The 25,899-nt window shown below is 30.4% G+C and carries 26 protein-coding genes, 4 tRNA genes and 1 pseudogene; 16 read left to right on the top strand and 15 right to left on the bottom strand.

Annotated elements, in window-relative coordinates; translation table 11 throughout:
- Positions 1 to 33: 33 nt before the first annotated feature.
- A complete protein-coding gene (dnaG, locus tag FOC43_RS07910) occupies positions 34 to 1,860 on the bottom strand; it encodes a DNA primase (protein WP_002778871.1) in 1,827 nt (608 codons plus the stop codon).
- A gap of 69 nt (positions 1,861 to 1,929) precedes the next feature.
- On the opposite strand from dnaG, the gene FOC43_RS07915 reads away from it, so the two are divergent.
- The 10 genes and pseudogenes from FOC43_RS07915 (at position 1,930) to FOC43_RS07965 (ending at position 12,626) form a co-directional block, all read left to right on the top strand.
- Positions 1,930 to 2,913 carry a CDC27 family protein gene (locus FOC43_RS07915; protein ID WP_002783043.1) on the top strand — a complete coding sequence of 328 codons (984 nt, stop codon included), beginning with the start codon at positions 1,930 to 1,932 and terminating at the stop codon, positions 2,911 to 2,913.
- Entirely contained in the window at positions 2,900 to 3,340 is a 441-nt protein-coding gene (gene rnhA, locus FOC43_RS07920; protein WP_002778873.1) for a ribonuclease HI, read from the top strand. Before FOC43_RS07915 ends, rnhA begins: the two co-directional genes overlap by 14 nt.
- Positions 3,327 to 4,001 (top strand): ribonuclease III, encoded by a 675-nt coding sequence (gene rnc, locus FOC43_RS07925; RefSeq protein WP_002778874.1) that lies wholly within the window; start codon positions 3,327 to 3,329, stop codon positions 3,999 to 4,001. Before rnhA ends, rnc begins: the two co-directional genes overlap by 14 nt.
- Complete coding sequence (aroC, locus tag FOC43_RS07930) at positions 4,001 to 5,092, top strand: chorismate synthase (RefSeq protein WP_002778875.1); 1,092 nt, start codon at positions 4,001 to 4,003, stop codon at positions 5,090 to 5,092. The genes rnc and aroC overlap by 1 nt, the downstream gene beginning before the upstream one ends.
- Positions 5,093 to 5,353: 261 nt before the next feature.
- The gene (locus tag FOC43_RS07935) at positions 5,354 to 5,902 is read left to right on the top strand and encodes a two-partner secretion domain-containing protein (RefSeq protein ID WP_004284511.1); all 549 of its coding nucleotides are present in this window, start codon (positions 5,354 to 5,356) and stop codon (positions 5,900 to 5,902) included.
- Positions 5,902 to 7,041 (top strand): hemagglutinin, encoded by a 1,140-nt coding sequence (locus tag FOC43_RS08900; protein ID WP_002778877.1) that lies wholly within the window; start codon positions 5,902 to 5,904, stop codon positions 7,039 to 7,041. The genes FOC43_RS07935 and FOC43_RS08900 overlap by 1 nt, the downstream gene beginning before the upstream one ends.
- 23 nt (positions 7,042 to 7,064) lie before the next feature.
- Positions 7,065 to 8,057, top strand: a complete 993-nt coding sequence (locus FOC43_RS08905) for a hypothetical protein (protein ID WP_004284509.1) — start codon at positions 7,065 to 7,067, stop codon at positions 8,055 to 8,057.
- Positions 8,021 to 10,974 (top strand): annotated as a pseudogene (locus FOC43_RS09090) (hemagglutinin repeat-containing protein). The gene FOC43_RS08905 and the pseudogene FOC43_RS09090 overlap by 37 nt, the downstream one beginning before the upstream one ends.
- On the top strand, positions 10,975 to 11,262 hold the full coding sequence (locus tag FOC43_RS07960) for a hypothetical protein (RefSeq protein WP_002781942.1): 288 nt from the start codon (positions 10,975 to 10,977) through the stop codon (positions 11,260 to 11,262).
- A gap of 20 nt (positions 11,263 to 11,282) precedes the next feature.
- Positions 11,283 to 12,626 carry a ShlB/FhaC/HecB family hemolysin secretion/activation protein gene (locus tag FOC43_RS07965; protein WP_004284503.1) on the top strand — a complete coding sequence of 448 codons (1,344 nt, stop codon included), beginning with the start codon at positions 11,283 to 11,285 and terminating at the stop codon, positions 12,624 to 12,626.
- Between the two features lie 2 nt (positions 12,627 to 12,628).
- On the opposite strand, the gene FOC43_RS07970 is transcribed toward FOC43_RS07965, so the two are convergent.
- Positions 12,629 to 13,612 carry a 7-cyano-7-deazaguanine synthase gene (locus tag FOC43_RS07970; RefSeq protein WP_002783028.1) on the bottom strand — a complete coding sequence of 328 codons (984 nt, stop codon included), beginning with the start codon at positions 13,610 to 13,612 and terminating at the stop codon, positions 12,629 to 12,631.
- Positions 13,613 to 13,732: 120 nt separating this feature from the next.
- Here FOC43_RS07970 and FOC43_RS07975 point away from each other — a divergent pair, with 120 nt between their 5' ends.
- Positions 13,733 to 13,930 carry a hypothetical protein gene (locus FOC43_RS07975; RefSeq protein WP_002781938.1) on the top strand — a complete coding sequence of 66 codons (198 nt, stop codon included), beginning with the start codon at positions 13,733 to 13,735 and terminating at the stop codon, positions 13,928 to 13,930.
- 53 nt (positions 13,931 to 13,983) lie between these two features.
- A complete protein-coding gene (locus FOC43_RS07980; RefSeq protein WP_002792059.1) occupies positions 13,984 to 14,862 on the top strand; it encodes a hypothetical protein in 879 nt (292 codons plus the stop codon).
- Positions 14,863 to 15,096: 234 nt separating this feature from the next.
- Here the strand turns inward: FOC43_RS07980 and exbD are convergent, their stop codons facing one another.
- Together exbD and exbB are read right to left on the bottom strand one after the other, a co-directional pair.
- Positions 15,097 to 15,486 (bottom strand): TonB system transport protein ExbD, encoded by a 390-nt coding sequence (exbD, locus tag FOC43_RS07985; RefSeq protein WP_002778912.1) that lies wholly within the window; start codon positions 15,484 to 15,486, stop codon positions 15,097 to 15,099.
- Positions 15,479 to 15,904, bottom strand: a complete 426-nt coding sequence (gene exbB, locus FOC43_RS07990; RefSeq protein WP_002782436.1) for a TonB-system energizer ExbB — start codon at positions 15,902 to 15,904, stop codon at positions 15,479 to 15,481. The genes exbD and exbB overlap by 8 nt, the downstream gene beginning before the upstream one ends.
- Positions 15,905 to 16,056: 152 nt before the next feature.
- Between exbB and FOC43_RS07995 the strand changes: the two genes are divergently transcribed.
- The 4 genes from FOC43_RS07995 to FOC43_RS08010 all read left to right on the top strand — a co-directional run bounded on the left by FOC43_RS07995 (position 16,057) and on the right by FOC43_RS08010 (position 20,246).
- Positions 16,057 to 16,794, top strand: coding sequence for a DUF4261 domain-containing protein (locus tag FOC43_RS07995; protein WP_002783024.1), 738 nt, complete (start codon positions 16,057 to 16,059; stop codon positions 16,792 to 16,794).
- A 68-nt stretch (positions 16,795 to 16,862) separates the two neighbouring features.
- Positions 16,863 to 17,279, top strand: coding sequence for a PepSY-like domain-containing protein (locus FOC43_RS08000; RefSeq protein ID WP_002782432.1), 417 nt, complete (start codon positions 16,863 to 16,865; stop codon positions 17,277 to 17,279).
- 269 nt (positions 17,280 to 17,548) lie between these two features.
- Positions 17,549 to 18,871 (top strand): aromatic amino acid transport family protein, encoded by a 1,323-nt coding sequence (locus tag FOC43_RS08005; protein WP_002784598.1) that lies wholly within the window; start codon positions 17,549 to 17,551, stop codon positions 18,869 to 18,871.
- Positions 18,872 to 18,881: 10 nt separating this feature from the next.
- Positions 18,882 to 20,246 carry an L-serine ammonia-lyase gene (locus FOC43_RS08010; protein ID WP_002778921.1) on the top strand — a complete coding sequence of 455 codons (1,365 nt, stop codon included), beginning with the start codon at positions 18,882 to 18,884 and terminating at the stop codon, positions 20,244 to 20,246.
- Positions 20,247 to 20,305: 59 nt separating this feature from the next.
- Here the strand turns inward: FOC43_RS08010 and FOC43_RS08015 are convergent, their stop codons facing one another.
- The 11 genes from FOC43_RS08015 to FOC43_RS09045 all read right to left on the bottom strand — a co-directional run bounded on the left by FOC43_RS08015 (position 20,306) and on the right by FOC43_RS09045 (position 25,898).
- Complete coding sequence (locus tag FOC43_RS08015) at positions 20,306 to 20,827, bottom strand: hypothetical protein (RefSeq protein ID WP_002778922.1); 522 nt, start codon at positions 20,825 to 20,827, stop codon at positions 20,306 to 20,308.
- On the bottom strand, positions 20,808 to 21,788 hold the full coding sequence (ribD, locus tag FOC43_RS08020; protein ID WP_002778923.1) for a bifunctional diaminohydroxyphosphoribosylaminopyrimidine deaminase/5-amino-6-(5-phosphoribosylamino)uracil reductase RibD: 981 nt from the start codon (positions 21,786 to 21,788) through the stop codon (positions 20,808 to 20,810). Before ribD ends, FOC43_RS08015 begins: the two co-directional genes overlap by 20 nt.
- Position 21,789: 1 nt before the next feature.
- Entirely contained in the window at positions 21,790 to 23,547 is a 1,758-nt protein-coding gene (locus FOC43_RS09035; RefSeq protein ID WP_004284490.1) for a hypothetical protein, read from the bottom strand.
- A gap of 94 nt (positions 23,548 to 23,641) precedes the next feature.
- Positions 23,642 to 23,971 (bottom strand): hypothetical protein, encoded by a 330-nt coding sequence (locus FOC43_RS08030; RefSeq protein WP_002778925.1) that lies wholly within the window; start codon positions 23,969 to 23,971, stop codon positions 23,642 to 23,644.
- Positions 23,972 to 24,046: 75 nt separating this feature from the next.
- Positions 24,047 to 24,134 (bottom strand) — tRNA-Ser (locus FOC43_RS08035).
- Positions 24,135 to 24,165: 31 nt separating this feature from the next.
- Positions 24,166 to 24,239: transfer RNA gene (locus FOC43_RS08040), tRNA-Cys, on the bottom strand.
- A 20-nt stretch (positions 24,240 to 24,259) separates the two neighbouring features.
- Positions 24,260 to 24,348, bottom strand: a tRNA-Leu gene (locus FOC43_RS08045).
- Between the two features lie 9 nt (positions 24,349 to 24,357).
- A tRNA-Gly gene (locus FOC43_RS08050) sits at positions 24,358 to 24,432 on the bottom strand.
- Positions 24,433 to 24,491: 59 nt separating this feature from the next.
- Positions 24,492 to 25,250, bottom strand: coding sequence for a hypothetical protein (locus FOC43_RS08055; RefSeq protein ID WP_002788920.1), 759 nt, complete (start codon positions 25,248 to 25,250; stop codon positions 24,492 to 24,494).
- Positions 25,251 to 25,302: 52 nt separating this feature from the next.
- Positions 25,303 to 25,539 (bottom strand): hypothetical protein, encoded by a 237-nt coding sequence (locus tag FOC43_RS09040; RefSeq protein WP_002778927.1) that lies wholly within the window; start codon positions 25,537 to 25,539, stop codon positions 25,303 to 25,305.
- Positions 25,540 to 25,559: 20 nt separating this feature from the next.
- Complete coding sequence (locus FOC43_RS09045; protein WP_002778929.1) at positions 25,560 to 25,898, bottom strand: bacteriohemerythrin; 339 nt, start codon at positions 25,896 to 25,898, stop codon at positions 25,560 to 25,562.
- Between the last annotated feature and the right edge of the window lies 1 nt (position 25,899).

The raw sequence follows: 25,899 nt of genomic DNA on the forward strand, positions 1-25,899 counted from the left end.
GGATAGTTTTTTCGTTATTTTTCTAAATGAAGCTTAAAAGGGTTCTTCATTGTAATCATTTTCAGAATTATTTTTTAAAATTTTAATATCCAAATTTTTAGCAGAAAAAAATCTATGCAAATTTTTAAATAAAGCTTCTAGTTTCTCTTCATCTTTTTCATTTTTCAGTAAAAACAAATTCTCTTTTAAAAATTCTACAAGTTCATGATCGTTTAAATTTTTACTAAGAAGGACAAAATTTTTTTCTATAAGGGTAAAAATTTGTTTTTTTAAAGCAAGATAAGAATTTGTGATATTAATATGATTTAAAAAGGCTAAATTAACCTTACAAATTCCCCATAAAAACTCAATTTGACTTAAATCTTTACTAAAATTTTTACTCTCAAATTCTCTTATATCACTATCTTCATAGCTTTTGTGTTCTAAAATTTTTTCTAATAATACTTTATGTTTAAAACATCTAATATCGCTAATTTTTATAAAAAGCTCGTGCATGTTAGGATTGTTTTTTAAATAATTTAAGAGTTCAAGCTCGGTGATGTGGGATTTAGGATTATGATTTTGCGTTTGTTGGAAAGAGGTGTTAAAATTGATAGTTTTACTTGGTTTTCGATTTGAAGTAAGAACGATGAGTTTTTCATCTACTCCTAAAAGTTTTGAAACCAAACCTACATAAGAACTAGCTACTAAGGGTTCAAGGCTAAAGGTGTATTTTTGTATATTTTCAAGAGCTTTTTGTTTATCTAGGGCGGAATTTAAAGAAAAGCTTGAAAGTATGCGTCTAATGTAAAACTCCCCTAAATCCATCCCTTTTTCAAGTAGGGTGTGAAGTTTCGCACTTTGATTATTAGCAACAAGTTCGGCAGGATCTTTTCCGCCTTCTAAAAGGGCTACTTTACCATCTATTTTATGAGTACTAAGTAAAAAGGCTGAACGAGTGGCCGCATTTAATCCCGCTTCATCATTATCAAAACATAAAATCACTTTAGCTTCATAACGGTGGATTAAAGGCAGATGATTTTCAGTTAATGCTGTTCCAAGCACTGCTACAGCATTGTTAAAACCTGCTTTATGAAAAGCTATAGCATCCATATAGCCTTCACATACTATCATTTCTTTTTTTTTGGCTATATTTTCTTTAGCTATATTAAAAGCATAAAAAATTCTACTTTTATCAAATAATATATTTTGAGGAGAATTCACATATTTTGCTGCAACATTAGGATTTAAAGTGCGTCCCCCAAAACCTACCAATAAGTCTTTATGATCATAAATTGGAAAAGTGATACGCCATATAAAACTTGCATAAAATTCATTATTTTTATCCTTTTTTAAAGCACCCACACTCATAGCATCTTCTAAAAGGATTTTTTCGTTATGAAACAATCTTATGCTGTCTTCGCTTGAGCCTGCAAAACCTAATTCAAATTTGGCTATATCTTGATCATTTAGCGTTCTTTTATACAGATAATCCAAAGCTTCTTTATGGTGTTTGAGATTGGATTTAAAATAAGCATTTAAGCTAGGCAGTATAGTTCTTAATTCTTTTTTATTTTCATTTTTTTCTTTGGTGTAACTTAGAGTAAAATTACAAAGATTTGCAATTTTTTCAACCGCATCAGTAAAGCTTAATTTTTCGTAATCCATTACAAATTTAAAAGCATCTCCGCCTGCTTTACACGCAAAACAATGATAAAATCCTTTTGTGGGATTTATATGCATAGAAGGATTTTTATCCGCGTGAAAAGGACACACGCAAACAAAGCTTGAACCTTGTTTTTTTACTTCTATATAATTTTCAATAATATCAACAATATTAAGTCTTTGGGATAAATTTTCTATACTTTCTTTAGTTATCATTTTAAAACCTTAAATAAAATTATACAAAGATTTAGCTATAATTTGGCATAAAATTTTTAGAGCAGGATGATGGATTTTTTCTTCGTAGAATACAGAGATCCCTTAGTGGGACTTATAATTTTAACTGTTTTAATCTTCGTTGTAGCTGTGGCAAATTATATTTGGAAAGTATTTGCGAGCAAAGATGAAGAACAAAAGCTTGAAAAATTTATTAAGAAATTTGAGATGGATAATATCCACAAAGATTTGTTAAGAAATGAGGGTTTGAGTTTTGGAAATTTGAGTTTTTTGGCCGAAATTTTTACCAAAAGTGGTGAATTTGAAAAAGCCACGCAAATTTATCTTATCGCCCTTGAAAAAAGTAAGGATAAGCAAGAGCGTGAATTTATCTTTTTTGCATTGGCAAAAGTATATTTTAAAGCAGGGTTTTTAGAGCGCGCAAAGGAAGTTTTATTGCAAGCTTTAAAACTGCGTCCAAGAAATATACAAGCCTTAAAACTTTTAAAAATTGTTTATCTTAAATTAAGAAAATATAAGGAAAATTTAGAGCTTTTGGGTTGTTTGTTTGAGCTTGGAGAAAATGTAAAAGAAGAAAAAGAATTTTTAAAAGCTTTGGATTTTCTTGCTTCTAGTTTAAGTGATGAAGAAAAAAAAGAGCATATTTTAAAACTACAAACAGACAATAATCCTATGCTAGGACGCTTTGTTTTTGAAAAATATCATATTTTTTTAAATCAAGATTTTTCAAGTATTTGTGATTTGCTTTATAAAGAAAATAAAGCTTTTAATCTACAAAATAAAGAATATTTTGAATTTTTTTATGCCTTGGGTTTGATAGAGGATGAAGAGTCTAAAGATGTAAATTTTAAAAATTCTAATTTTAAAATGCTAAAAATTTTAAAAGAAAATTCCTTTAAAGCAAGGCTTGAATTTTCATATCGTTGCACAGAATGCAAAAGCGTAATGCCTTTGTTTTTTTATCATTGCCCTGTTTGTTATGAATTTAATACTTGTCAAATTATTTATGAAGTGAAAAATAATGAGACATATTGAAATTTATACTGATGGTTCTTGCCTTAAAAATCCAGGTTTTGGAGGATGGGCTTATATCTTACGCTATAATCAACATCAAAAAGAAGGTTTTGGAGCAGAAGCTAATACTACAAACAATAGAATGGAATTAAAAGCGATTATCGAAGCTTTAAAAGCCTTAAAAGAACCTTGTGAAATTTCACTTTTTACAGACTCTAATTTGATGGTTCAAAGTATTAATGAATGGCTAGAAGCTTGGATAAAAAAAGATTTCAAGGGTAAAAAAAATGTAGATTTATGGAAAGAATATATCGATGTGGCAAAACCCCATAAGATAAAAGCTTATTGGATAAAAGCACATAATGGGCATTTAGAAAATGAAAGGTGTGATACTTTAGCACGCGAAGCTGCTTTAAAAATTGCAAGGGAAAATGATGAAAAATATTGAATTATTAGAACAAAAATTAGCCTATAAGTTCAAAGATAAAGATCTTTTAATCCATGCTCTAACTCATAAAAGTTTTAAAAAACCTTACAATAATGAGCGTTTGGAATTCTTAGGCGATGCGGTGCTTGATTTAGTTGTGGGTGAATATCTTTTTCATAAATTTGCTAAAGACGCTGAGGGGGATTTGTCAAAATTAAGAGCGGCTTTGGTCAATGAAAAATCTTTTGCAAAGATCGCAAATAGTTTAAATTTGGGCGATTTTATTTTTATGAGCGCGGCTGAAGAAAACAATGGAGGTAAAGAAAAGCCTTCTATACTTTCTGATGCCTTAGAAGCGATTATGGGGGCTATACATTTAGAAGCGGGATTTGATTTTGCAAGAAATATCGCTTTAAAGCTTATAGAAAAAAACTTCCCACAAATTGATGCAAAAAATCTCATTAAAGATTATAAAACAAAACTGCAAGAAATTACACAAGCAAAATTAGGACAAACCCCACAATACGAAACCGTGCGTGCTTTTGGACCTGATCATTTAAAACAATTTGAAATCGCTTTATTCCTTAATGGACAAGAGCTTGCAAGAGCCATTGCGGGAAATAAAAAAGAAGCACAGCAAATGGCAGCAAAAATTACACTTGAAAAATTAGGAGCTTTATAGTGAATACTTTTGGTACAAGATTAAAATTTACAAGTTTTGGAGAATCCCACGGAGTGGCAGTGGGTTGCGTGATTGATGGAATGCCTGCAGGGGTTAAATTTGATGAAGAGTTTTTACAAAGCGAACTTGATAAACGCAAGGGTGGGAGCAAATTTGCAACTCCAAGAAAAGAAGGCGATAGGGCGCAGGTTTTAAGCGGGGTATTTGAAGGTTATACCACGGGTCATCCTATTGCTATGGTTGTGTTTAACGAAAACACACATTCTAAGGATTATGATAATTTAAAAGATTTATTTCGTCCTGCCCATGCTGATTTTACTTATTTTCATAAATACGGCATAAGAGATCATAGAGGAGGCGGAAGAGCTAGTGCTAGAGAAAGTGTTGCTAGAGTGGCTGCGGGTGCTGTTGCAGCTATGCTTTTGCGTGAATTTGGTATTTGTGTTCGAAGTGGGGTTTTTGGAGTAGGAAATTTTATTTCAAATTTAAAAGAGGAAGAATTGGATTTTGAATTTGCAAAACAAAGTGAGATTTTTTGCTTAGATCCTAATTTAGAAGATGAATTTAAAAAAGAAATTTTAAGCGCTAGAAACTCAAAAGATAGTGTGGGTGCTTCTGTTTATACTAGAGCTAAGGGAATGCTTGTAGGACTTGGAGAAGTGCTTTATGATAAATTAGATTCTAAATTAGCTCATGCCTTAATGGGGATTAATGCTGTAAAAGCTGTTGAGATAGGCGAGGGGATTAATGCGAGTAAAATGCGAGGCTCGCAAAATAATGATGCTTTAAAAGGGGGTGAGTTTTTAAGTAATCACAGCGGAGGGATTTTAGGAGGTATTTCAAATGGACAAGATCTTATTTTAAAGACTTATTTTAAACCTACTCCTTCTATTTTTTTAAAGCAAAGCAGTATGGATAAATTTGGAAATGATTTAGAATTTGAACTCAAAGGCAGACATGATCCTTGTGTAGGTGTTAGAGGTAGTGTAGTAGTGAGTGCTATGGTGCGTTTGGTTTTGGCTGATTGTTTATTGCTTCATGCAAGTGCTAATTTAAACAATTTAAAAAATGCTTATGGGATAAAAAAATGATAAAGCCCATTTTTGGGCTTTAATTTGCAATATTTTGAAAAGATTTAACTCCATATCGTCTCTTTTATAAATTTTTTAACACTTAATCTTTATATTTTTTATACATTTTGATAAGTTTAAAAAAATAAATTAATATTATTTTTATTTTAAGTGTATAAAAAAGGAATTTTTATTTAGGATTTTTTTAGTATTAATTAAAAATATTGATAAAAATTACTATTTTAATATTAAAATGGTTAAAGATATTACAAGGAGGGATTGATGGAATTTAGTAAAAAGAAAATTGTTCGTTTATCGTTGAATTTAACACTTCTTGGTGCTTTATTTCCTTGCGTATTGTTCTCAGCAGACTTGCGTCAAAGAAATGGTAATGTTATTGTTTCAAGTACAACAGATCTTACGCAATCAAGCAATAAAACTGATGTAATTAATATCAAAAACCCAAATCAAAATGGAGTATCACACAATCAATTTGATGAATTCAGTGTCCAAGATGGAGTAATTTTTAATAATAGTTTAAAAGATGGAAATTCTCAAATTGGAGGATGGGTAGGGAAAAATCCAAATTTAAAACAAAATGCCAATACTATTATAAATGAAATTTCAAGTAAGCAAGCTTCTAATATCAATGGCGCTGTTGAGGTATTTGGAAAAAGTGCTAATTTAATTTTTGCTAATGAAAATGGTTTTAGTGTAAATGGAGCGGCTTTTTTAAATACTAAAGGAGTTACACTTAGCACAGGCAAATTCAATGGAGATTTTACAGAAGTAACAAGCAATGGTAGGGTAGCCATTGAAGAAAAGGGGTAATGGTTGATGGGGATTATTTTAATGTAATCAGCCGTGGGATTGACCTTGCAGGTAGTATTGCCCACTATCAAAGTGGTAAAAATTTATCCGATATTAATTTTATAGCTGGGCTTAATAAGGTCGATTTAAGTACTCCAAATGCTCCAAAAATTATTGCTTCAAAACAAAAAGATGAAAAAATTGATTATGGTATTGATGGGAAATATTTAGGATCTATGTATGCAAATACAGTTACTCTTATTAGCACAGAAGAGGGTGTTGGTGTAAGACATAGTGGAGTAATACGCGGAATTGAAGATGTTATAGTAAAAGTAAAAGATAAGGCTGAATTTCAAGCTATAGGTGTAAATACAAATGGAAGTGTTAAGATAGACGCTAAAGATATTAAAACCTCTTTAATCAATGCAGATACAATTGATTTAAAAGCAAGTGGAAAAGTTACAAATGAAGGACTTTATAAAGGCAAGCAAATTCAAATCAATGCCAATAATTTTGAAAATGCAAAGCAAACAAATTTGAGCCAAGAAACAAAAGATATTTTTAAGATAAATCAAGAAAATTCAAGTATTTTTGCAGACAGTTTAACTTTAAATACCCTAGATAAAACTAGCAATTTTGGATTTATCAATGCTTTAAATGATATTAAAGTGGGTACAAATTCTTTTGACAATCAAGGAGAAATTTCAGCAAATAAAGATATAAGCTTAATGCTTAATGATGATGCTTTTATTAATAATGGCAAAATTTTAAGCCAAAATGATATTCAAATACAAGCTAATAAAGATTTAACTTTAAATCATGGAAATTTATACGCACAAAATTTGCTTCATATAAAAAGCTTGAATGATTTAAATATCAATTCAAAACTCGAAAATACTTCTTCAATAGAGCTTGATGCGAAAAATATTTATGTTAAAAACCTTGTTGCTAGTGGAAAAGAATTAAATCTTCATGCAGATGAAAATCTTGTAAATGATGCTTATTTATTTTCAAATGGTGATCTTAGAGCCCAAGCTACAACCCTTACAAATAATTCCACTTTTAATAGCTTAAATAATTTGTATTTAAACGCCCATACGATTCATAATAATGCTTTAATTTTTGCAGATAAAGTATCAATATCGAGGCAAATATTTTAAATAATAATGCAAATTTAACAGGCATGCTTGAGACTTCGACCGAGTATTCTCAAGGTTTTGGTCAAGTAGGGTACGGTGATACTGCTTTTAAACGATGGAATATGGAAGTAGGTGTTACGGGTATTGTAAAATATAATAATTTATTAGACAGCAAGCAAGCTTCTATCCAAGCAGGTAAAGATATAAATATCAATACCCAATCACAAGATAATGCTAGACAAATCAACAACAGCGGAAAAATTCTTGCTCAAGGCAATATCGTATCTTTTGGAAATATAGACAATAAGTCTTTAAGTAAAGAAATTTCTGTAGGTGAAATTTTAGAGCAAATTAGAGTTAATGGATTTTTTGCTAAAGAATATCTTGGTTCTTGGAATACAAATTCAACTTATTATTTTGTAGATCATGAAAGCTTGCTTGATGCTTTGAAATATTTTTCTACCACCCAAGCAAAAAATCATCAAAGAGAATCAGCGTGGAATGCGCTTAAAGATGCAGCAGCTAAAAATTCAGCTTTAAACCAATGTTTTTCTTTATTATTTGGTAGTGATTATGCTTCAAAAAGATTTGTTCCTGATCAAAAAGAGTGGAATCTTGATGCAAAGATTGTTTTTAAAGCAAAATCCGAGGCTGTTATTGCTTCAAAGGGTAAATTAGATCTTAATGCTAAGGAATACAATCAAGATTTAGTCAGTTCTTTGGATAAAAATTTTGCCTTACTTGATTCGGATTTAAAAAAAGCGACAAATAGTCAAGATTTAATTTTAAATTCTATACCTGATCTTATCAATTCAGGCTTATTTACTCTTGAAAATAAAACAAATGATAATATTACTTATGAATACACTACAAATACTTCTATCATAGATGAAAGCAAGTATTTTGGATTTTTAAGTATTTTAAATCAATTTAAAAATAAAAACTTCAACGAATTTATAGTTATAGGAGATCCTTTTTTGAAAATCAGCTTATTAACGCAATGTATGCAAACGCACTACAATCCAATACTAAATTGAGCGAAGAAGAAATCAAAAAATTACTTGAAAATGGAGCAAAATATGCCAATGAAAATGGCTTAAATTTGGGTCAAGGTTTGGCTAAAAATCAAGCTGTTGATCAAGATATGATTTTATATGTAACAATCAAACAAAACGGTAAAAATATCATGGCTCCTATGTTGTATCTTTCTAAAGAGACAATTGGAAATAATGAAATAAAATCAAATCTTACAGGAAAAACAGGCGTAGATATTAATACGCAATCATTTAATTCTTTGTTAGGCGACATAGCTTCAGAGGGTCAGATTAATATCAATGCTGGCAACGAGATTAATTTGCAAAGTTCTAATTTAAATGCGCAAAATATAAATTTAAGTGCCAATAATGTCAATATAGACACTGTTTTAGGTATAGATGAAAAAGGCTCTTATAATTCAATTAAAAAAGGAGAGATTAAAGCAAATAATGTTGTTAATATTGATTCGGTAAATGATTTAAATATCAAAAATAGTGATATTTCTACTAGTGCGAATGATTCTAAAATTGTTCTTATATCTCAAAAGGGTGATGTAAATATCAAAAACGATTATTCTAAATCATCTTCATTTGAGCAAATTAATACAGATAGTCAAAAATCCAATACTACAACGAGTATAGATGGGGTTTTAAGCACCAATATCAAAGGAGCAAATGTAGGAATTGTTTCCAATCAAGATGTAAATATTATAGCTAGCAATATCAATGCTGATTCTAAAATAGATATCAATGCTAACAATGTTAATATTAAAGATGCACACGAACTTAGCAAGACTAAAACCGATGGTGTGTATTAAAACCCGTAGAGATCAGTTATGAAAGTGCTAATTTAGAAACTTCAAAATCAATAAGCAGTACTTTAAATTCAAAAGATGATATTAATATTAATACCAACGGCAATATAGCAATCACAGGCTCAACTTTACAAGCGGATAAATCTGCTAATTTAAATGGAGAAAATATTACAATAGAAAATGGAGAAAATAAAATTTCAAGTTCTTCTCATTCTTCAACAAGTTCTATTGCTGAATATAAGCAAAGTTCTGTAAATACTGATGCTTCTTTGGTGTCTTCATCACAAATTCAATCCGATATTTTAAATTTAAATGCTCAAAAAAATGTAAGCATTAAAGGAAGTGAGCTTAATGGAGGCGAGATTGATATTAAGGCTGATAAGGTTGATTTTATAGCTGCGTAAAATAAAACCCATACAGAAAGCGATTCGATTGCTATTGGGGTTTTTGCTAATGCTAATTTGGAATTAACCGGAAATGGGGTTGCTGTAAATTATAGTTTTGTGCAAGATAAAGCAAATGCTAATACCACAAATAGTTCTAATAGTATCACACAAGGTGGGGTAAGATCTGATCTTTTAGGAACTGCAGAGGCTGGTTTGGAATTTTCTAAAACGGAAAAAATAAGTGATGAGCTTTCCCATGTTTCAAATACTATCAAAGGTTCAAATATTAATATCAATGCAAATAATGCTTTAGATATAGGTGGAGCTAATTTTGAGGCTAATAAGGATATTAATTTAAGAGCAGGAGAGATTGTTAGTACTAAATATGAAGATATTAAAACACAAAGCAGTACAGGCTTTGGTTTGTATATTAAAGAAAGAATTGAAGCTACTAGTCCTATCGCTTCTGCTATCAATCAATCGGCTCAAAATGCAGCTGCTAAGAATGAAAATTTAGGCGTAAATTATGGAATAGTAGCTTCTCAAGCTTTAGCCAATACTGCTAATATATTTAGCAACAATCTCATAAATACCACTTCTAATCAAACTCTAGGTTTTAAATTCAATCAAGATAAAAGCCAAAGTTCTAGCGAGAATATTTCTAAAATCAATGCAGGCGATAATTTAAATTTAGAAAGCACAAAAGGAAGTATTGTTTTAAATGGAGTGGAAGCTAAGGCTAGTAGCATTAATATCGAGGCAAAAGATAATGTTATTTTAAATGCTGCAAAATCTAAAAATTCTTCTTCTAGCTCTTCTTTGGAAATTGCAGCAACTAACAAGCAAACCGCAGGATATCATGCAGTTGATGGTGGAACTGTGGGTGAAGGCATTGAAGGTTTTGCAAGTGCGTCGTATTCTAAATCAAACGAAACGCAATTTACCAATGCGAATTTAAATGCTAATAATATCAATATCAACACAGGTAAAGATTTTACACTCAATGGAGCCAATGTTAAAGCTTCTAATGATGCTATTTTAAATGTAGGCGGAAATTTGGAAGTAAATTCTTTAGCTGATAGTCTTAATTCTCAAAAATATAGCGCTTTATTGAATGCATCAGGAACTGGAGGCTTATCAAGCAATCATCTTGTTACAGGAAGTGTTTCAGGCACTTTAGGTATAGGATATGCTAAAACAGATAAAACAACTGTTACAACTCAAAGTGGTATCAGTGCAGGAAATGAAATCAATGGCCATGTTAATGGAAATTTAAATTTGCAAGGGGGAATTTTAAATTCTGATAATCAAAAAGGAAATTTACTTGTTGATGGAAAAGTTACAAATTCTGAAGTAAGTGTCTATGAAAAAAGCGATGTGGCTACGATAAGATTAAGTGGCGGGACAAATCAAAGCTTTGGAGGAGTGGTTGATATAGATGATCATATTGACAAGACAGGCAGTGTAAATTCTGCAGCCAATATCAATATAAACAATAACAAAAATCATGGTATAAGTACAGATACTCAAAATACCACAGATACACAAGATCATTCTTGGGCAGGAGGTACTATAAATCTTAATTCTTCAATCTCTAAAATAAAAAATGGGATAAGCAAGGTTACTGGATCTGATTCTACTTCTAATCAACCATCAAACCAACCTTCTAAATCAGATGGACCTTATATCAATGAAAGCACACAAACTACAAGGTTATAGGTGAAATTTTTAAAAATTATTTTTTTGCTTATGAGTTTTATCTGCTTATTGCAAGCAGATGACTCTGCAAAAACGCTGAATTTACTAGATAAAAGACAACAACAATTACATATACAAAAAGAATTTGATGAATTAGAAAAAAAGCAACAGCAAGAAAAGGATGTGTATTTAGAAAATCAAGATTCTGAAGATAAAATTTATATTTTCAAACAAATTCAATTTAAGAAAAACGATACGCTTACCATGCAAGCAAATAATATTTTAAAAAATACATTAATCAGCCTTTAAGTGTTAATGATATTTATAATATGATTAAAGAGCTTACAAATTTTATCGTTGCGAAGGGCTATTCAACTTCTAGTGTAACCATTGATGAGCTTGATCAAGAACGCGATATACTTTTTCTTGATTTAAAATATGGTTTTGTAGGAGAGGTGTATCTTAATGGGGATAATAATACAACAAGATTAGATTTTGGTATGCCTTTGAAAAAGGGTGATAAATTCAATATTTATGATTTAGATACAGGTATAGAAAATTTAAACAATGGCGCAAGAGATGTTAAAATCGCTGTTAAAGCGAGTGAAAATTATGGTTATTCTGATATATTTATCAATCTTAAATCAAAGCCACCTGATTTGATATTGGACTTTGATAATAGTGGCTATAAAGCTAAAGGAGAATATAAAGCTAGTGCCTATCTTTCTTTAAGTAGTATTTTAAATCTTAACGACTCCATACGCTTTGGTTTTATCAAAGGATTGTTAAAAGATATGAGTCAAGAGCGAGAAAATGTTTATGTGGCAAATTATACCTTGCCCATACAGAGTTATCAATTGTCTTATTCTATGCAATATAGTGATAATATAAATATGATTGAGGGATATGATAATTCTTTTATAAAAAATACAGATACAAGCTTAAGACATAAAATCATGTTAAAAAAGATTTTACATCGCACAAGCAAGGATAAATTTTCAATTTATGCTAATTTAGGCATTAAAGATGATGTTAATGAGATTGATAATTTTCGTTTAGAGAGTTCAAGTGGTAGGTATTCAAGTATTGCTAGCGGGGTTGAGTATTCAACGCTGGCATTTGGTGGATTTTTGTTTTTAAATTTAGAATACGAAAAAGGAATTCCATTTTTGGGTTCTAAAAAAGATTCTAAAGATTCTTTATATAAAATCGAATTTAACAAAGTCAATTTTAATTTAAGCTATCAAAAAAGTTTTTATGCAAATGATGGCCTAGCATTTTTATATCAAAACAGCTTGGGTGCGAGTTATTCTAATGAACCCTTATTGTATGCTGATAAATTTTTAATCGGCGATGAATACACAGTTAGGGGATTTAAAGAAAGCTCTGCTGCTCTTGATTATGGAGCATATAGTAACAATACGATTTATTTGCAATTTCTAAATGCGCCTAAATATTTAAGAGCATTAGAGCCTTTTGTTGGATTGGATATGGGTTATGGTAGGGATTATCTTTTACCCAATAAAGATTTTTTAGCCGGTGTCACCTTTGGTTTTAGATACAACTTAAATCATCTTTCTTTAAATTTAACAGCTTCTAAAGCCCTGCATAAATCTTCGAATATGCCAAGCGAAACGATTCCTATTTATCTCAGGGCTTCTGTATTTTTTTAAGTTTAAGAAATGAAAAATGGATTGATTTCTTTTTTATCCTCAAAAGCTATACTTTTATAGCTTTTATCTTTAAATCGAAGTTCATAGCTTTTGTTTGCTTCATGCTTGGTGTAAGTTAGAGCGATTTTTAAGGCGAGTTCTAAATCTTTTTCATCTGCATTTGCACTAAGTAAAGAATAAGCTCCGATTAAATCTCCAAGTTCTATTACTTCATATTTAGGAGTTTTTAAACCTTTTAAAAGAGTATTTTCAAGTTCATTTCTACCTATGATCATTTTAGCTCCATTAGGCAGTCTTAAATGACGACCATATTTTAAAAGTTGCGCATCATTTACTTGCATATCTTTGTCAAATTCTATAAAATCTCGAATTTTTTTAGCAAAACTATCAAGAGTTAGCAAACAACCTCCACCTGGGCTTTCAAAGTCTTCTAAGCCAAATTTAGCTGCAAGTTCAAGTTGTCTTTTACGACTTCTTCCACTAATACCTTCGAGTTTTTCTCTATCTACCCAACCTTCTCTTTCAGGTTTGGTTAGAGGTAGGTTTTTTGCACACATAGGACGCAAGATTAAATCTTCTTCATCAAGAGCAAGTTTTTTAACCTTTGCCATCGCATCACTTCTTTGACTCATAGGGCGTTGTCCTAAAACTTCTCCTGTGATGATAAAACTTGCATTTTCTTCTTTTAACATAGCAAGAGCAGTTTTAAACATAAAAGCATGACAATCTATACAAGGATTAAAATGTTTGCCATAGCCATATTGTGGATTAAAAAGCACTTCTTGAAGATAGGAATTTCTTACATCTATCATTTCAAAATCTGCACCTACCATTGCCGCACGCTTTTTCATGATTTCGCTTTTATCACTTGTGCTTCCAAAACCTATGTTGATATTTAGAGCTTTAACTTCTATGCCTTGTGCAGTGATGAGTTTCATTGCAAGCATACTATCAAGCCCACCGCTAAAAAGAGCTAATGCTTTCATTTATGTTCCTTTTTTAAAAAATAATTTTGTTAGTATAAATAAATTTGATTTTTTTGCCGATATGAAATTTGTAATTGTATCAAATAATTTTAAGATTACAATTATTTTTGGAGGTTTACTATGAGAAAATTACTCTCTGTTGCACTAGTTGCTTGCTTTATTGGTTCTTTTGCTTATGGCAAAACTGAGAATAATAAAAGCCCACAAGTTAGAAGTTCTTGCGTTGATTATGAAATAAGATTGAAACGATGCAATTCTTTGCCTACTCAATATCAAAGACAAATGTGTCGTTTGGGCTTATTTGCAGCTTGTAAATAAAATAAACAAGTCCAAGTTAAATGCTTGGGCTTTAAAATTTCTAAGGAGTTATTATGGACAAATTAACAATCAATGATTTTAATGTTTCTTTACCAAGTTCTCAAAATGTTACAAATCGTAAAGAAATTTTAGAATTAAAAAAAGAAGAGAAAGATAAAATTCCCGTGCAAGATCTTTCGAGTTTAAATAGCGATGGTGTTAAGGTTGTTTTTGAAAATAAGCAAGGTGAACTTATAGCTTTAAATTTAAGCGATGAAAATTATAGTAGTTTACAAAAAAATTTCGGTTCTTATACGAATTATGTTGCTAGAAATGATGGTAGTATAAGGCTTAATGGCGAAGCAAATCAATTTGTTTCAAATTGGTTTGAAAGTGTAAAAGATAATTTTGGTTCTTTAAATTCAAATTTAAATAATAAACAACAAAGTGTAAAATTAAATTTTAATACAAGTACCCTTCAACAAAGTATGCAAAATTTAGGTTTTAAAACAAGCGATGAAAAAATATCTGATGATGCAAATATAGAAGAAAAATTAAATTTTTTTATTGATAAAGATGTAAATAAAGATGGTAAAGTTGATGATAGTGATGTTAAAGAACCTAGCATGAGAGAAATTTTAAGCGACATTAAAGAAGCATCAGGTGGTGGAGCTAATGCTATGAAAACCATAGATCCGCAAAAAATCAATAAAAAAGATGATAAGGAAAATAATATCAAAGAAAAAGAAGACGAAGATTTGCTTCAAAAAGCTCAAGAAAAAGGTTTAAGTGCTTTAAGTGCTGATGAGCAAGCCAAACTTAAAGCAAGTAATCCACAAATTTTTGAAGAACTTCAAAATAAGTCTTTAGGGAATTTAGAGCAAAATTTAAAAAAAGATTTAATGGTGCAAATAAGTAATAATGAAGCCATATTTGTGAACAAAAGAGTGTAAAAATTTAAAAATAAATGAAATATTTATAGTATTTACTTTGGGTGTAGATTAAGCGCTCTTATTAGTTTTGTATCAGGTTTTTTAGCTTTTGTGATTAGTTTAAGTTATAGATTGTTTTAGAGTCAAAGCAAAGCTATTTAATTCTATTTTTCAAAAATTAGCAGAATTAAAAAACTAGAGCTAAGAAAAAAGATATATAAAAAGCTTGTGATTTGTGATTTGACAAAGTATTTTTCATCTATTTTTCTCTGTTATAATTTGGAAATTCTCATGCTCTTTAGCTTTTAATAAGTCAATGATTTGAACAAAGCTTTCAAATTTTGCATTCTTATCACTTTTTAATTCTACTATAGTTTTTTTATGAAGCGAAGAAATAGCATCGCTTAAGCCTTTTAAATCTGTAGTCTTATCGTCTAGATAGAAAATATTGTTTTCATCAATGCTAATGGATAATTTTTTTTCATCATTGTTAAGACTTAGAGCATTTTCGCTAACGGGTAGATTGATTTCAATTTTGCCATGAGCAATGAAAGTTGAAATACTAAGAATGATAGCAAGTAAAACAAGCATTATATCTATGAAAGGAACTATATTTAACCCTTCATTTTTAGGCAATTTAAGCATTTTTACTCACCTTATAAGCATTACTTAAAAGTGAAACCTTGCGAAGTAAGGCATTATAAGCCATTAAGGCAGGTATGGCGACTAAAAGTCCTAAAGCTGTAGCTTTAAGAGCTAAAGAAAGTCCTACGACTATGGATTTGACATCGATATTTCCCGCTATTCCCATTTCATAAAAAGTAATCATAATCCCTACAACAGTTCCTAAGAGTCCTATGTAGGGAGCGTTAGAATAAATAATATAAATGGTAGTTAAATTCTCGCTAATTGCATCATCAAATTGCTCTTGATTTTCATAATTTTTAAAATCTATTTTTCTAAAAAATAATACTCTTTCAATTACGCACCAAAAAGCTATAAATGCCATAACTCCTAAAATTATAAAGATAATTAAATCAATATAATCTTTTAAAAATTCCATATTTAACTCCATGATTTGATTAAATTTTGGCGATTATACTACAATAAAAATAAAATTATAATTAATATTAATTATCATAATTTTTTAAATAATCATATGGCTTAAAAATTTAGGTTATAATTTTTTAAATACTTTAACTCTTAAGGAAAAGCATGCAAGAAAATCATAATTTTATTTCTTTTGTTCTTCTTGATGAAGCCAAGTTTGATTTTTTGAAATTGAAAAAGATACTTGAAGATGATTTTGATATATGGATTGCTGATGAAAATTTTACTCAAGATGGAGTAATTTTTTCTTTTAAAAATATGATCGTTACTTTAAATTTGATTAAAAATCCTATACCCAACAACGAAGCAGAATATTATGCTAATTTTAATTTTATGTGGAAAGATGCTTTAGAGCAAACCCAAAAACATAAAGCACATCTTCTTGTATCCGTTTTAAGTCAGAGTGAATCAAAGCTAGATCAAGCTAAACTTTTTACTCAAATATCATCTGCGTGTTTGCAAGATGAGCATACTTTGGGATTTTATACAGGAGGAGTTGTTTTAGAGCCTAAGTTTTATATAGAAAATGCAAAAATGCTAGAAGATAATCGTTTGCCTATTTATAATTGGATTTATGTAAGCGTTTATCCAGGTGATAATGGCAATAATGCCTACACCTATGGTCTTAGAAATTTCGATAAATTAGAGCTTGAGGTTTGTGATGCAAATATAGAAGAAAAAGAGCTTTTCTTCACTTTGTATGACATTATTTTGCATATTTTAACTTATGATCTAAGTTTAAAAGATGATGATACTTTAAAATTTGAAGATGGTAGAATACTTTCTTTTAAGAAAAGTCAAGGCATAGGTGTTGAAAATGAGAGTTTAAAAATTATTTTTTAGTTTCACATTCACTTCACAAAGATAAGTTAAACTTCTCTCAACCAAAACACAAACAAAAAGGAGAAAAAATGAAATTAAAATTAGGTTTAGCGGCTTTATTGGGTGCTACGGTGCTTTTTGCTAGAGATATAATTGTTCCTGCGAGTGAACTTCCAAGAAATGCACAAGATTTTATATCTAAGAATTTTAAAACTGCACAAATTGCTTTAGTAAAAAAAGATATAGATTCTTATGATGTGACTTTAAATGATGGAACAGAAATTGACTTTATTATCACTGGAGAGTGGAAAGATGTAGATGGAAAATACAAAGCTCTGCCAAATAGCATTTTGCCAAATATTATGCCAAAAATCAGTGCTTCATCAAACGCTCAAATCATAGAAGTAAGCAGAGAAATCAACGGATATAAATTTGAATTAAGCAATCAATTAAAAATTTATACTGATGCACAGGGTAATATCTTAGGACAAAAATTTGATTATTAATTCTAAAAGCATGTAAATTTGGAGACTTTATGTTTCCAAATTTTTAAATGAGTTTAAAAATTTCTCTTTGTTAATCCAAGATGGTTTTTTATATAAAAAACCATCTTCAAAACTTACTTAAATTAAATCTTAAAATATAATTTTAATAAGACTAATATTTTACAAAATGTTACATAAATTAAAGAAAAATGCTAGAAATTTAGATTTTTTACCCAGTAAGTGTGTTAAAATAAGCTTAATTTTGCGATATCAAATTTTAAGGAAAATGTATGAATACTCCTAAGTGGACTCGTTATGACACGAGATGGGTTTTATCTCTTTTTGGAACCGCTGTGGGTGCGGGGATTTTATTTTTACCTATTAAGGCGGGTGTTGGTGGTTTTTGGCCAGTTGTTGTGATGACTTTGATTATTTTTCCAATGGTGTATTTAAGCCATAGAGCCTTAAGTCGTTTTGTATGTCAAGCAAATGGTAATGATAAAGACATTACCCATGCGGCTGAAGAGTATTTTGGTAGAAAAGTAAGTATTTTTATTTCTGTGCTTTATTTCTTTGCAATTTTTCCAATTTGTTTAGCGTATTGTGTGGGTATAACCAATACTTTTGAAAGTTTTATCTACCATCAATTTTTACCCCTTTTAAATTCAGAGGGTGTATTTGCAGATATTATTCGTGCCATGTATGAGGTAAGCACAGATGATAAAGAAAAAGTTGTAGCGAGTTTATTTCCTTTTTATCGTTTGCTTTTAGCTTTTATTTTGGTAAGTATTTTTATGCTTATTATGCTTTTTAGCGAAGAGTTAATCACTAAAGTATGTGAATGGCTTGTGTATCCTTTATGTGCTATTTTATTTTTATTTTCTTTATATCTTATCCCACAATGGTCATTTGAAAGTTTTAGTGCTATTCCTGGAACAAAAGAATTTATTACTATAGTATGGCTAACTTTACCGGTTTTAGTGTTTTCATTTAATCACTCACCAGCAATTTCAACTTTTTCTCTAAGCGTAAAAAGAGAATATCCTGAAAATTCAGTACAAAAAGCAAATCAAATTTTGTTTAGAACCTCTGTCATGTTGCTTGCTTTTGTTATGTTTTTTGTGATATCTTGCGTGCTTTCTTTAACTCCAGCTGAACTTGCTGAAGCAAGAGCACAAAACATACCGGTGCTTTCTTATTTTGCTAATAAGCTTGATAATCCATTTATTTCTTATGGTGGTCCATTAATCGCATTTTTGGCAATTTCTAGTTCATTCTTTGGACATTATTTTGGCGCTAGAGAAGGTGCTTATGGTATAGTTAGAAAATGCTGCAAATTAGCAGGTAATGAAAATCCTGATTTGAAAAAAATCGCAGTTTATTCTACTTTAGTAATGTATATTGTTATGTTAATTACTGCTTATATCAATCCTAGTATTTTAGGTTTTATTGAAAGTTTGGGCGGTCCAATTATCGCAGCAATCTTATTTTTAATGCCAATTATTGCAATTTATACGGTTTCAAAAATGAAAAAATTCCAAAATAAAGCTTTAGATGCTTTTGTTTTTATTACAGGTGTTTTAACAATCATCACTGTAATTTATACTTTTTAAGGTGTGGTGAATGAGTAATTTAAATATTTTTAAAATAGGTGTAGGTCCTTCATCATCACATACTTTAGGACCTATGCTTGCAGGAAATTTATTTTGTAAAAAAATTGCTAAAAAATTAGAAAAAATTGAAAGAATTCAAATCATTCTTTATGGCTCTTTGTCTTTAACAGGCAAAGGACACTTGAGTGATAAGGCTGTGATTTGGGGGTTAAATGGCTTAGAAGCTAAAAATTTAAGTGCGGCAATACAAGATGAAGTAAATAAAAATGCTATTGAAAATGCTCAAATTGATTTTTGTGGCGAGAAAAAACTTAGTTTTAATTATGAAAAAGATTTGATATTTTCTAAAGATTTTTTACCTTTACATGAGAATGGTATGAAAATTAAAGCTTATGATTGTAAAGGTGGGTTAGTTGATGAGGAAACTTATTATTCTGTAGGTGGAGGCTTTGTTTTAACAACTGCACAATTAGAAAAAAAAGGTAAAAATTCCAACCAAAATAAAAAGAAAAAACTAGATATAGAGCTTAATAACGCTAAAGAAGCTTTAGAGCTTTGCGATAAAAGAGATTGGGATTTGGCAGAGCTTTCTTATCGTTATGAATTGCAATTTCACACTAAAGAGGAAATTCGTGCTTATTGTCTTGAAATTTGGGAAGTGATGCAAGAAGTGTATTATAATGGTACGCACCCGAATGAAGATTATTTGCCTGGAAAACTTCATTTAAAGCGTAGAGCTAAAGGACTTAAAGAAAGAGTAGCGATGACTACTGATCCTATGGGGATTATTGATTTTATCTCTTTGTATGCTATTGCGATTGCTGAAGAAAATGCTAGCGGAGCAAAAGTCGTAACCGCACCAACAAATGGAGCATGTGCTGTTATCCCTGCTGTCATGCTTTATCTTAAAAACCATACCATAGGTTTTAGTGATGAAAAGGCAATTGAATTTTTATTAGTAGCTATGCTTATAGGTTCTTTTTATAAGAAAAATGCAAGTATTAGTGGAGCAGAAGCAGGTTGTCAAGCAGAAATTGGTAGTGCTAGTTCTATGGCAGCTGCGGCTATGGCCACAGTTTTAGGAGCCAATGCTTTTAAGGCTTGCAACGCTGCTGAAATGGCAATGGAGCATCATCTAGGACTTACTTGTGATCCTGTAGGGGGCTTGGTTCAAATTCCATGCATTGAAAGAAATGCTTTTGGGGCGATAAAAGCTATCAGTGCAGCTAGAATGGCAATGACACGCAAATCTATTCCTATAGTCAGCCTTGATGAGGTGATAGAAACCATGTATGAAACTGGTAAGGATATGAATTACAAATACAAAGAAACTTCTTTAGGCGGACTTGCTACAAATTTAAAAACAGTGTGCTAAGATTTTACTTTGCACACTTTTAAATAAATAAATTTTTATAAAATTTAAGGTATTTTTGTTTATTTTTTTGCGTATTTTTTCATTCTTTGGGTTAAAAATTCTTTCATTTCTTCTTTGCTAAAACTTTTTAAAATGCGAATTTGTTTAAAAAGTAAGCCAAGGTTGATGATACCCATAACCAAAAGCAACAAACAAATCATCAAAAAAACAAGATCAACAGCACCAAATTCATTGATGGCAGCCAAGCTTGCAAAAAATACACTCGCTAAAAATAAAAAAATTAAAAGCAAGACTTGTTTTAATTTTGCTTCAGCAAAATTATCACTATTTTGAGTAAAATTTCTAAAAAGTATGATTTTTTTGCCTAAATTTGAAATTAAAATTTCATCATTTTCTTTAAACAAATTTTCTTTCAAACTTTGATAAAAAAAGATTTCATTGTTTAAATTTAGCTCATCTTTGAAGCTTGCTAGCGTATAATCTTTATAAAAAAAAGATTTGATTTCGCTTTTCTTTTCTATTTTAAATAATCTTAAATCATTTCTTGCATAAAAAAATCCGCTAAAGCTCATAAATGCCATAAGTGTCACTCCCTAAAAAATTTCTATAAAGTGGCTTGAAATTCAAAGGCATTGTAACATTTTTTTCATCATTTAAACTTGAACTTTGAAAAATCAAAAACATATCCATCTCATCTTTGAATTTTTTTAGGAAATTTTCTCCACCCTCATACATTAAAAATTTAGCTTTATTAGGAATTTGAGTATAAATTTGACGATGAGGCACGCTAAATAAAGGAATGCTTTTGTCAAAATTTTCTAAATTTTGATGACTTAAAATACAAAGATTAGGCGCCTTGCCTTTACAAAGTCTTGCATCAAGTATGGGACGATCTTTTCTTATCGTTTCTCCTCCTAACACAAGCAAATCAATCACAGAACGAATTTTATGCGCATAAGTACGACTTAGCTCATTGCTTACGATTTTGCCAAAAGGCGAGCCATTCATAGAAAGAGCGAGTTTGAAAAGTTTAAATTGTCCTTTTTGCCATTTTAAAAAAGGTTTTAAAAGTTTTTTTCCCTCATCTTTAAGCACACCAAATTCAATCTCTACTCCTTGTTTTTTTAAAAACTCCGCACCTTTACTTGCAATCTCATTCTCATCTTTAACGCTGATGAAAATTTTTTTAAAACCTAGCTCGCTAAAGAGTTTTGCACAAGGAGGCGTTTTTCCTTGATGAGAGCAAGGCTCAAGTGTGACAAAAGCTATGCTATCTTTAAAAATACCTCTATGGTTTTTGCAAATAAATTCATGCATCGCATTGGCTTCTTGAGGTAATGAAATTTCAGGGTTTAAATTTGTAAAAGCATGGGCTATAGCATTTAATTCTGCATGAGCACATCCTGCTTTTTCATGGGCTTTTATGGCTAAAATTTTTTCATTTTTGTCTAGTATAACGCAACCTACAGCAGGATTAGGGTAGGTTAAAAACTGATATTTCCAAGCTTCATTTAATGCTAAATTCATATAAAAATTTTTCATTTCATTCCTTTATATTATGCTCTTTAGCAAAAGCTCTTATCTTAGCTCTAAGCTCTTCAGGAAAGTTAGCTCTATAAATAGCAGGGATTCTAGGATCAAGTTTAGAATCAAGTTTGTGTTTGTTGTAAATAAATTCTAATCTTTCAGGACTATAGTATCTTGGTGCATTAGGATAGCCTTGAGGAGGAGTTAAAGCTGCGAGTTTGGCATGTAAATAAAGCTCTTCTAAATAAATTTCTACATCTGCTTCACTCCAGTGATTGGGTAAATCATAACTATAACTTCTTACAGAACCTTCTTTATAAGCATCTATTTCTTGGTCAAATTCCCATCTACTTTCAGGAGTAGAATCCACATCTCTTGGATCTTTATATTTACCCTTATCGATTCCATTTAGCATTGCCGTCACTACTCTATTATTAATATCGTAAATGAAATCATATTCATTTGGATCTATAATCCATTCTGTAGAGATTAACTCATCTAAAAAAGGAAGCATTCCGTATTTGTCATAAGGAGGATTTTTAGCAAAGTCTTTCATGAGTTGTCTTTTTAAAGGGTTTTCATGTATTCCATATAAAGGACGATACAATCCTTCTAAACATTTTTCATCTCCTAATTGCACTCCAAGCCAAAGAGCTTGAAAGGCTCTTGATTTTAAACCAGAATCACTAAGATATACAGCTGCTTCATAAAAAGCCTTTTTATTGCCCAATATACCTAAGCAAAGTTGATATTCTCCTGCAATTAAATCAGAATATATAGTATTTGCCTTAGCACCAAAAGCTCCATAAGCTCCATGTTCAAAAGCATTTTTATAAAGCTCTTCACTGCTATCTTTAAGCTGAGCAAAATAAAATCTATCATCAAATACTGTATCTTCTATTTTACGAGAATAAACATATAAACCCCAATAAGCATCCCCTAAGTCATACTTTTCTATAAGTTCTTCATAAATCCTTATGCTTCTATAATTAGCATTTAAAAATTCATTGATTAGTTTATCCAACAAAGCTTCATTGTTTTCATCTTGGTCTAATTTACCTATAATGGCTCTAAAATAATCTTTTGAATATCCAAGTTCTGCTAAAGCAAGTCCTGCTTTATAATCTTTGCCCTCTTCATAAGCATAGCTTAAATTCTTAATGGCTTTTTGAAAAAGATCATATCCTTTATAATCTAGTCTCTTAGCTTCTTTATAATCTTTCATACCTTCTTTATAAGCATTTATAAATCTTTTTTCTTTAGGTCTTTTAGGTCTTATTAAAGCACTATCTTTTAAATCTATGGGAGTACATACTAAGCCACTTCTTTTTACTAAATAATTATACCTTCCTTCTCCATCTAAAGAATTATAATAAGCTTTTTCTGCTTTGGTCCAAGGAGCTAAGCTTCCTTTAACAGGATCTTTTAAATAGATCTTTTGCCAATCTTTAAATTCAAGCAAAGTGGATTTCTCTCCTGTGTGAAACTCTGGATCTAAATATTTAGGCTCATAAAATTTTTTATAAGGGGAATTATCGACTATATTGACAGCTTCTAAAAGGGCTTTGGTGTATTCTTTGGTGTATTTGCCAGTGGGTTTTTCTCGTTGATTAAATAAAAATTCATTGGTTTTTGTATTGAGTTTTATACCTCCTCCATTAGGAGTATAGACCATTTTAATATCTTTATTGGTATCTTCATTGTTATTCATATCCTCTCCTTTGCAAGCATTTAAGCCAAAGATTATTGATATGAGCAAAATAATTTTAAACATGCCTTTTCCTTAATGATATATAATTAAGAAATTGTAGCTTTTTTATAGTGAAAAAAACTTAAAAATTTTATATGATATTAATTTAAGTCAGGAATTAAAATTTATTGCATTTGTGAACTCTTTTTTGAGGTGTTCCTTCATAACAAATTTCAACCTTGCCTTTAACTCCTCTTGTTTTTCTGATGAGTTTTGCCATAGTTTTGGCATATTTTTTATAGTTTTGATTGTTAAGATATTTTTGAGTTGAGAAATTTAAACCCATGCCTTTTGCCCATGCTTCAAATTCTATCTTTTCTACTTTGTTTTTAAAATGTTCTTTGATAACTTTTACTTCGGGTTGGATTTTATCACTTGGCAGTTCATTTGCCTCGGCAAATATAAAAAAAGATGAAAGTATAGATGAGATTAAGATGAATTTTTTCATAAATTGATTTCCTTATTTTTTAGATCAAATCAATTTATCATAACAGAGTTTGTTAAACTAATGAAAATTTCAAAGTGGCCGGGAGAAAGGGATTCGAACCCCTGGAGGTGTGACCCTCAACGGTTTTCAAGACCGCCGCTTTCGACCACTCAGCCATCTCCCGAATTGAAGTTGTAAAAATTAATTGCCTTTTTTGGAGGCGACATCCGGATTCGAACCGGAGATCAAGGCTTTGCAGGCCCATGCCTTACCGCTTGGCTATGTCGCCCTGATGATTTTTAGAAAAAGTGGTGCCCGAGGCCGGACTTGAACCGGCACGGAAGAAAAATTCCGAGGGATTTTAAGTCCCTTGTGTCTACCAATTCCACCACCCGGGCGGGTGATAATGGAGCGGGAAACGAGATTCGAACTCGCGACCCCAACCTTGGCAAGGTTGTGCTCTACCCCTGAGCTATTCCCGCGTAAAGCTAAAGATGAAATTCTAGCAAAATAAACTTAAAATGAGTTTATTTTGCTTTGATTATTTGCAAATAAATAAAGCAGTGCCACTAATGCTTTGCTCTTCATCTTTTATTATAGGTAAGGAAAGCTCCATATTATCAGCGCTTTTCATGCTATTTAAAGCCCTTGGATAAAAATTTGGAATTGATTCAATATTTAGATTTTTCAGCATACAAGTTTTGTTAAGATCTAAAGAATAAATTTTTTCATAAGAATAAGCTTTTTTTAGAAGTTCGCTATAAAGTTTTTCTTTATTGTCTTTTAGGGTTTGTTTGGAGAATTTAGGCTCTAAGGCAGGTGTAGAAATACCTATAAATTCACTTTTTGCAATGATGGAGTTTAAATCATTTAAAAGTTTGTTAAAATTTTCTAGTTTATCTGCTGTAAACTCACATTCTAAATTTGCATGAAGTCTTTGTCCTTTAGGGGTTTGAACTCCATCTTTATAAGAAAAATTAGGTTCAAGTGAAAAACTTCCGCCACTGCAAAAATTTTCTTTTTTAGAGCGTTCTAAAATTTGATTAAAAGTGTTAGAAATTTGAATTTTATCTTCATTGCTTAAAAAGGTTTGAGTGCTTAAATTTTCATTTGCCCAAAAGTTGATATTTGCATGAAAAATATCGGGTTTAGCTTCCATACTTGTTTCTATACTTCTTGAGAAATTTAAAGTTTGAGTAGTTTTGTTTTTATTTAAAAACTCTACATTAAAAATCACTCCAGCTACAAAAAGTACCAAACATAAAAATCCTATCCCTAAACCTTTAAAAAATGCTAACATTTCTTCATCCTTTAATAAAAATTAAATAATTTTAACAAAATAAATATAAAAATTAATACCCTTTTTTGAAAAATTCTAAAGGAAATTTACATTTTTTACATTTAAATTTTGCACCTTCATTTTGTATTTTTTTATGAATTCCAGAAGGTACATCATGAATTTGCCCTATGCACTCGCAAGCGTAAAAATAAATTACAGCCTCATCTTCATCATCTTTAATTTCTTCAAAAGTGATATCAGCTCCATTTTCAGAGCTTAAAGAACCTAATCTCCATTGTTCTACTCTCATATCTTCATAAAGTATGTGTTCTAAAAGCCATTTTTTACCATGATATAAAGTTTTTCTCTTAGGTCGTTGGTGGTTTTTATGTTTTGAATGATTTTTATCATGGATTGGATGATTTCTTTATGAATTTGGCGATGCCTTTCAAAGTCTGGATAACGAATGAATTGCATATATTTTTCTTCATCATCAAAATGGTATTTCATATAGTTGAAAAAATCTGTAAGCAAAGCTTTAATTTCATCTCTATGAACGGGTTTATCAAATATATGTTCAACTTTGGCTGCAAGTTCAAACAGCTTTTTGTGTTGGTTGTCTATTCTGCCATTATGAACGCTATAGATTTTATCCCATTTTGGAAGCAAG

The organism is Campylobacter coli (genome assembly GCF_009730395.1).
In the GTDB taxonomy this organism is placed as follows: Bacteria; Campylobacterota; Campylobacteria; order Campylobacterales; family Campylobacteraceae; genus Campylobacter_D; species Campylobacter_D coli.

Coding starts and splice junctions, on each gene's coding strand:
- FOC43_RS07980 (WP_002792059.1), top strand. CDS start 13,984: ATGGACAAATTAACAATCAATGATTTTAATGTTTCTTTACCAAGTTCT.
- exbB (WP_002782436.1), bottom strand. CDS start 15,904: ATGGAATTTTTAAAAGATTATATTGATTTAATTATCTTTATAATTTTA.
- FOC43_RS08005 (WP_002784598.1), top strand. CDS start 17,549: ATGAATACTCCTAAGTGGACTCGTTATGACACGAGATGGGTTTTATCT.
- ribD (WP_002778923.1), bottom strand. CDS start 21,788: ATGAAAAATTTTTATATGAATTTAGCATTAAATGAAGCTTGGAAATAT.
- dnaG (WP_002778871.1), bottom strand. CDS start 1,860: ATGATAACTAAAGAAAGTATAGAAAATTTATCCCAAAGACTTAATATT.
- FOC43_RS08010 (WP_002778921.1), top strand. CDS start 18,882: ATGAGTAATTTAAATATTTTTAAAATAGGTGTAGGTCCTTCATCATCA.
- FOC43_RS08055 (WP_002788920.1), bottom strand. CDS start 25,250: ATGTTAGCATTTTTTAAAGGTTTAGGGATAGGATTTTTATGTTTGGTA.
- FOC43_RS07975 (WP_002781938.1), top strand. CDS start 13,733: ATGAGAAAATTACTCTCTGTTGCACTAGTTGCTTGCTTTATTGGTTCT.
- FOC43_RS07965 (WP_004284503.1), top strand. CDS start 11,283: ATGATTAAAGAGCTTACAAATTTTATCGTTGCGAAGGGCTATTCAACT.
- FOC43_RS07935 (WP_004284511.1), top strand. CDS start 5,354: ATGGAATTTAGTAAAAAGAAAATTGTTCGTTTATCGTTGAATTTAACA.
- rnhA (WP_002778873.1), top strand. CDS start 2,900: ATGAGACATATTGAAATTTATACTGATGGTTCTTGCCTTAAAAATCCA.
- FOC43_RS08030 (WP_002778925.1), bottom strand. CDS start 23,971: ATGAAAAAATTCATCTTAATCTCATCTATACTTTCATCTTTTTTTATA.
- FOC43_RS08000 (WP_002782432.1), top strand. CDS start 16,863: ATGAAATTAAAATTAGGTTTAGCGGCTTTATTGGGTGCTACGGTGCTT.
- rnc (WP_002778874.1), top strand. CDS start 3,327: ATGAAAAATATTGAATTATTAGAACAAAAATTAGCCTATAAGTTCAAA.
- FOC43_RS08015 (WP_002778922.1), bottom strand. CDS start 20,827: ATGGCATTTATGAGCTTTAGCGGATTTTTTTATGCAAGAAATGATTTA.
- FOC43_RS08905 (WP_004284509.1), top strand. CDS start 7,065: ATGCTTGAGACTTCGACCGAGTATTCTCAAGGTTTTGGTCAAGTAGGG.
- FOC43_RS07995 (WP_002783024.1), top strand. CDS start 16,057: ATGCAAGAAAATCATAATTTTATTTCTTTTGTTCTTCTTGATGAAGCC.
- FOC43_RS07970 (WP_002783028.1), bottom strand. CDS start 13,612: ATGAAAGCATTAGCTCTTTTTAGCGGTGGGCTTGATAGTATGCTTGCA.
- exbD (WP_002778912.1), bottom strand. CDS start 15,486: ATGCTTAAATTGCCTAAAAATGAAGGGTTAAATATAGTTCCTTTCATA.
- FOC43_RS07915 (WP_002783043.1), top strand. CDS start 1,930: ATGGATTTTTTCTTCGTAGAATACAGAGATCCCTTAGTGGGACTTATA.
- FOC43_RS09040 (WP_002778927.1), bottom strand. CDS start 25,539: ATGAGAGTAGAACAATGGAGATTAGGTTCTTTAAGCTCTGAAAATGGA.
- FOC43_RS08900 (WP_002778877.1), top strand. CDS start 5,902: ATGGTTGATGGGGATTATTTTAATGTAATCAGCCGTGGGATTGACCTT.
- FOC43_RS09035 (WP_004284490.1), bottom strand. CDS start 23,547: ATGTTTAAAATTATTTTGCTCATATCAATAATCTTTGGCTTAAATGCT.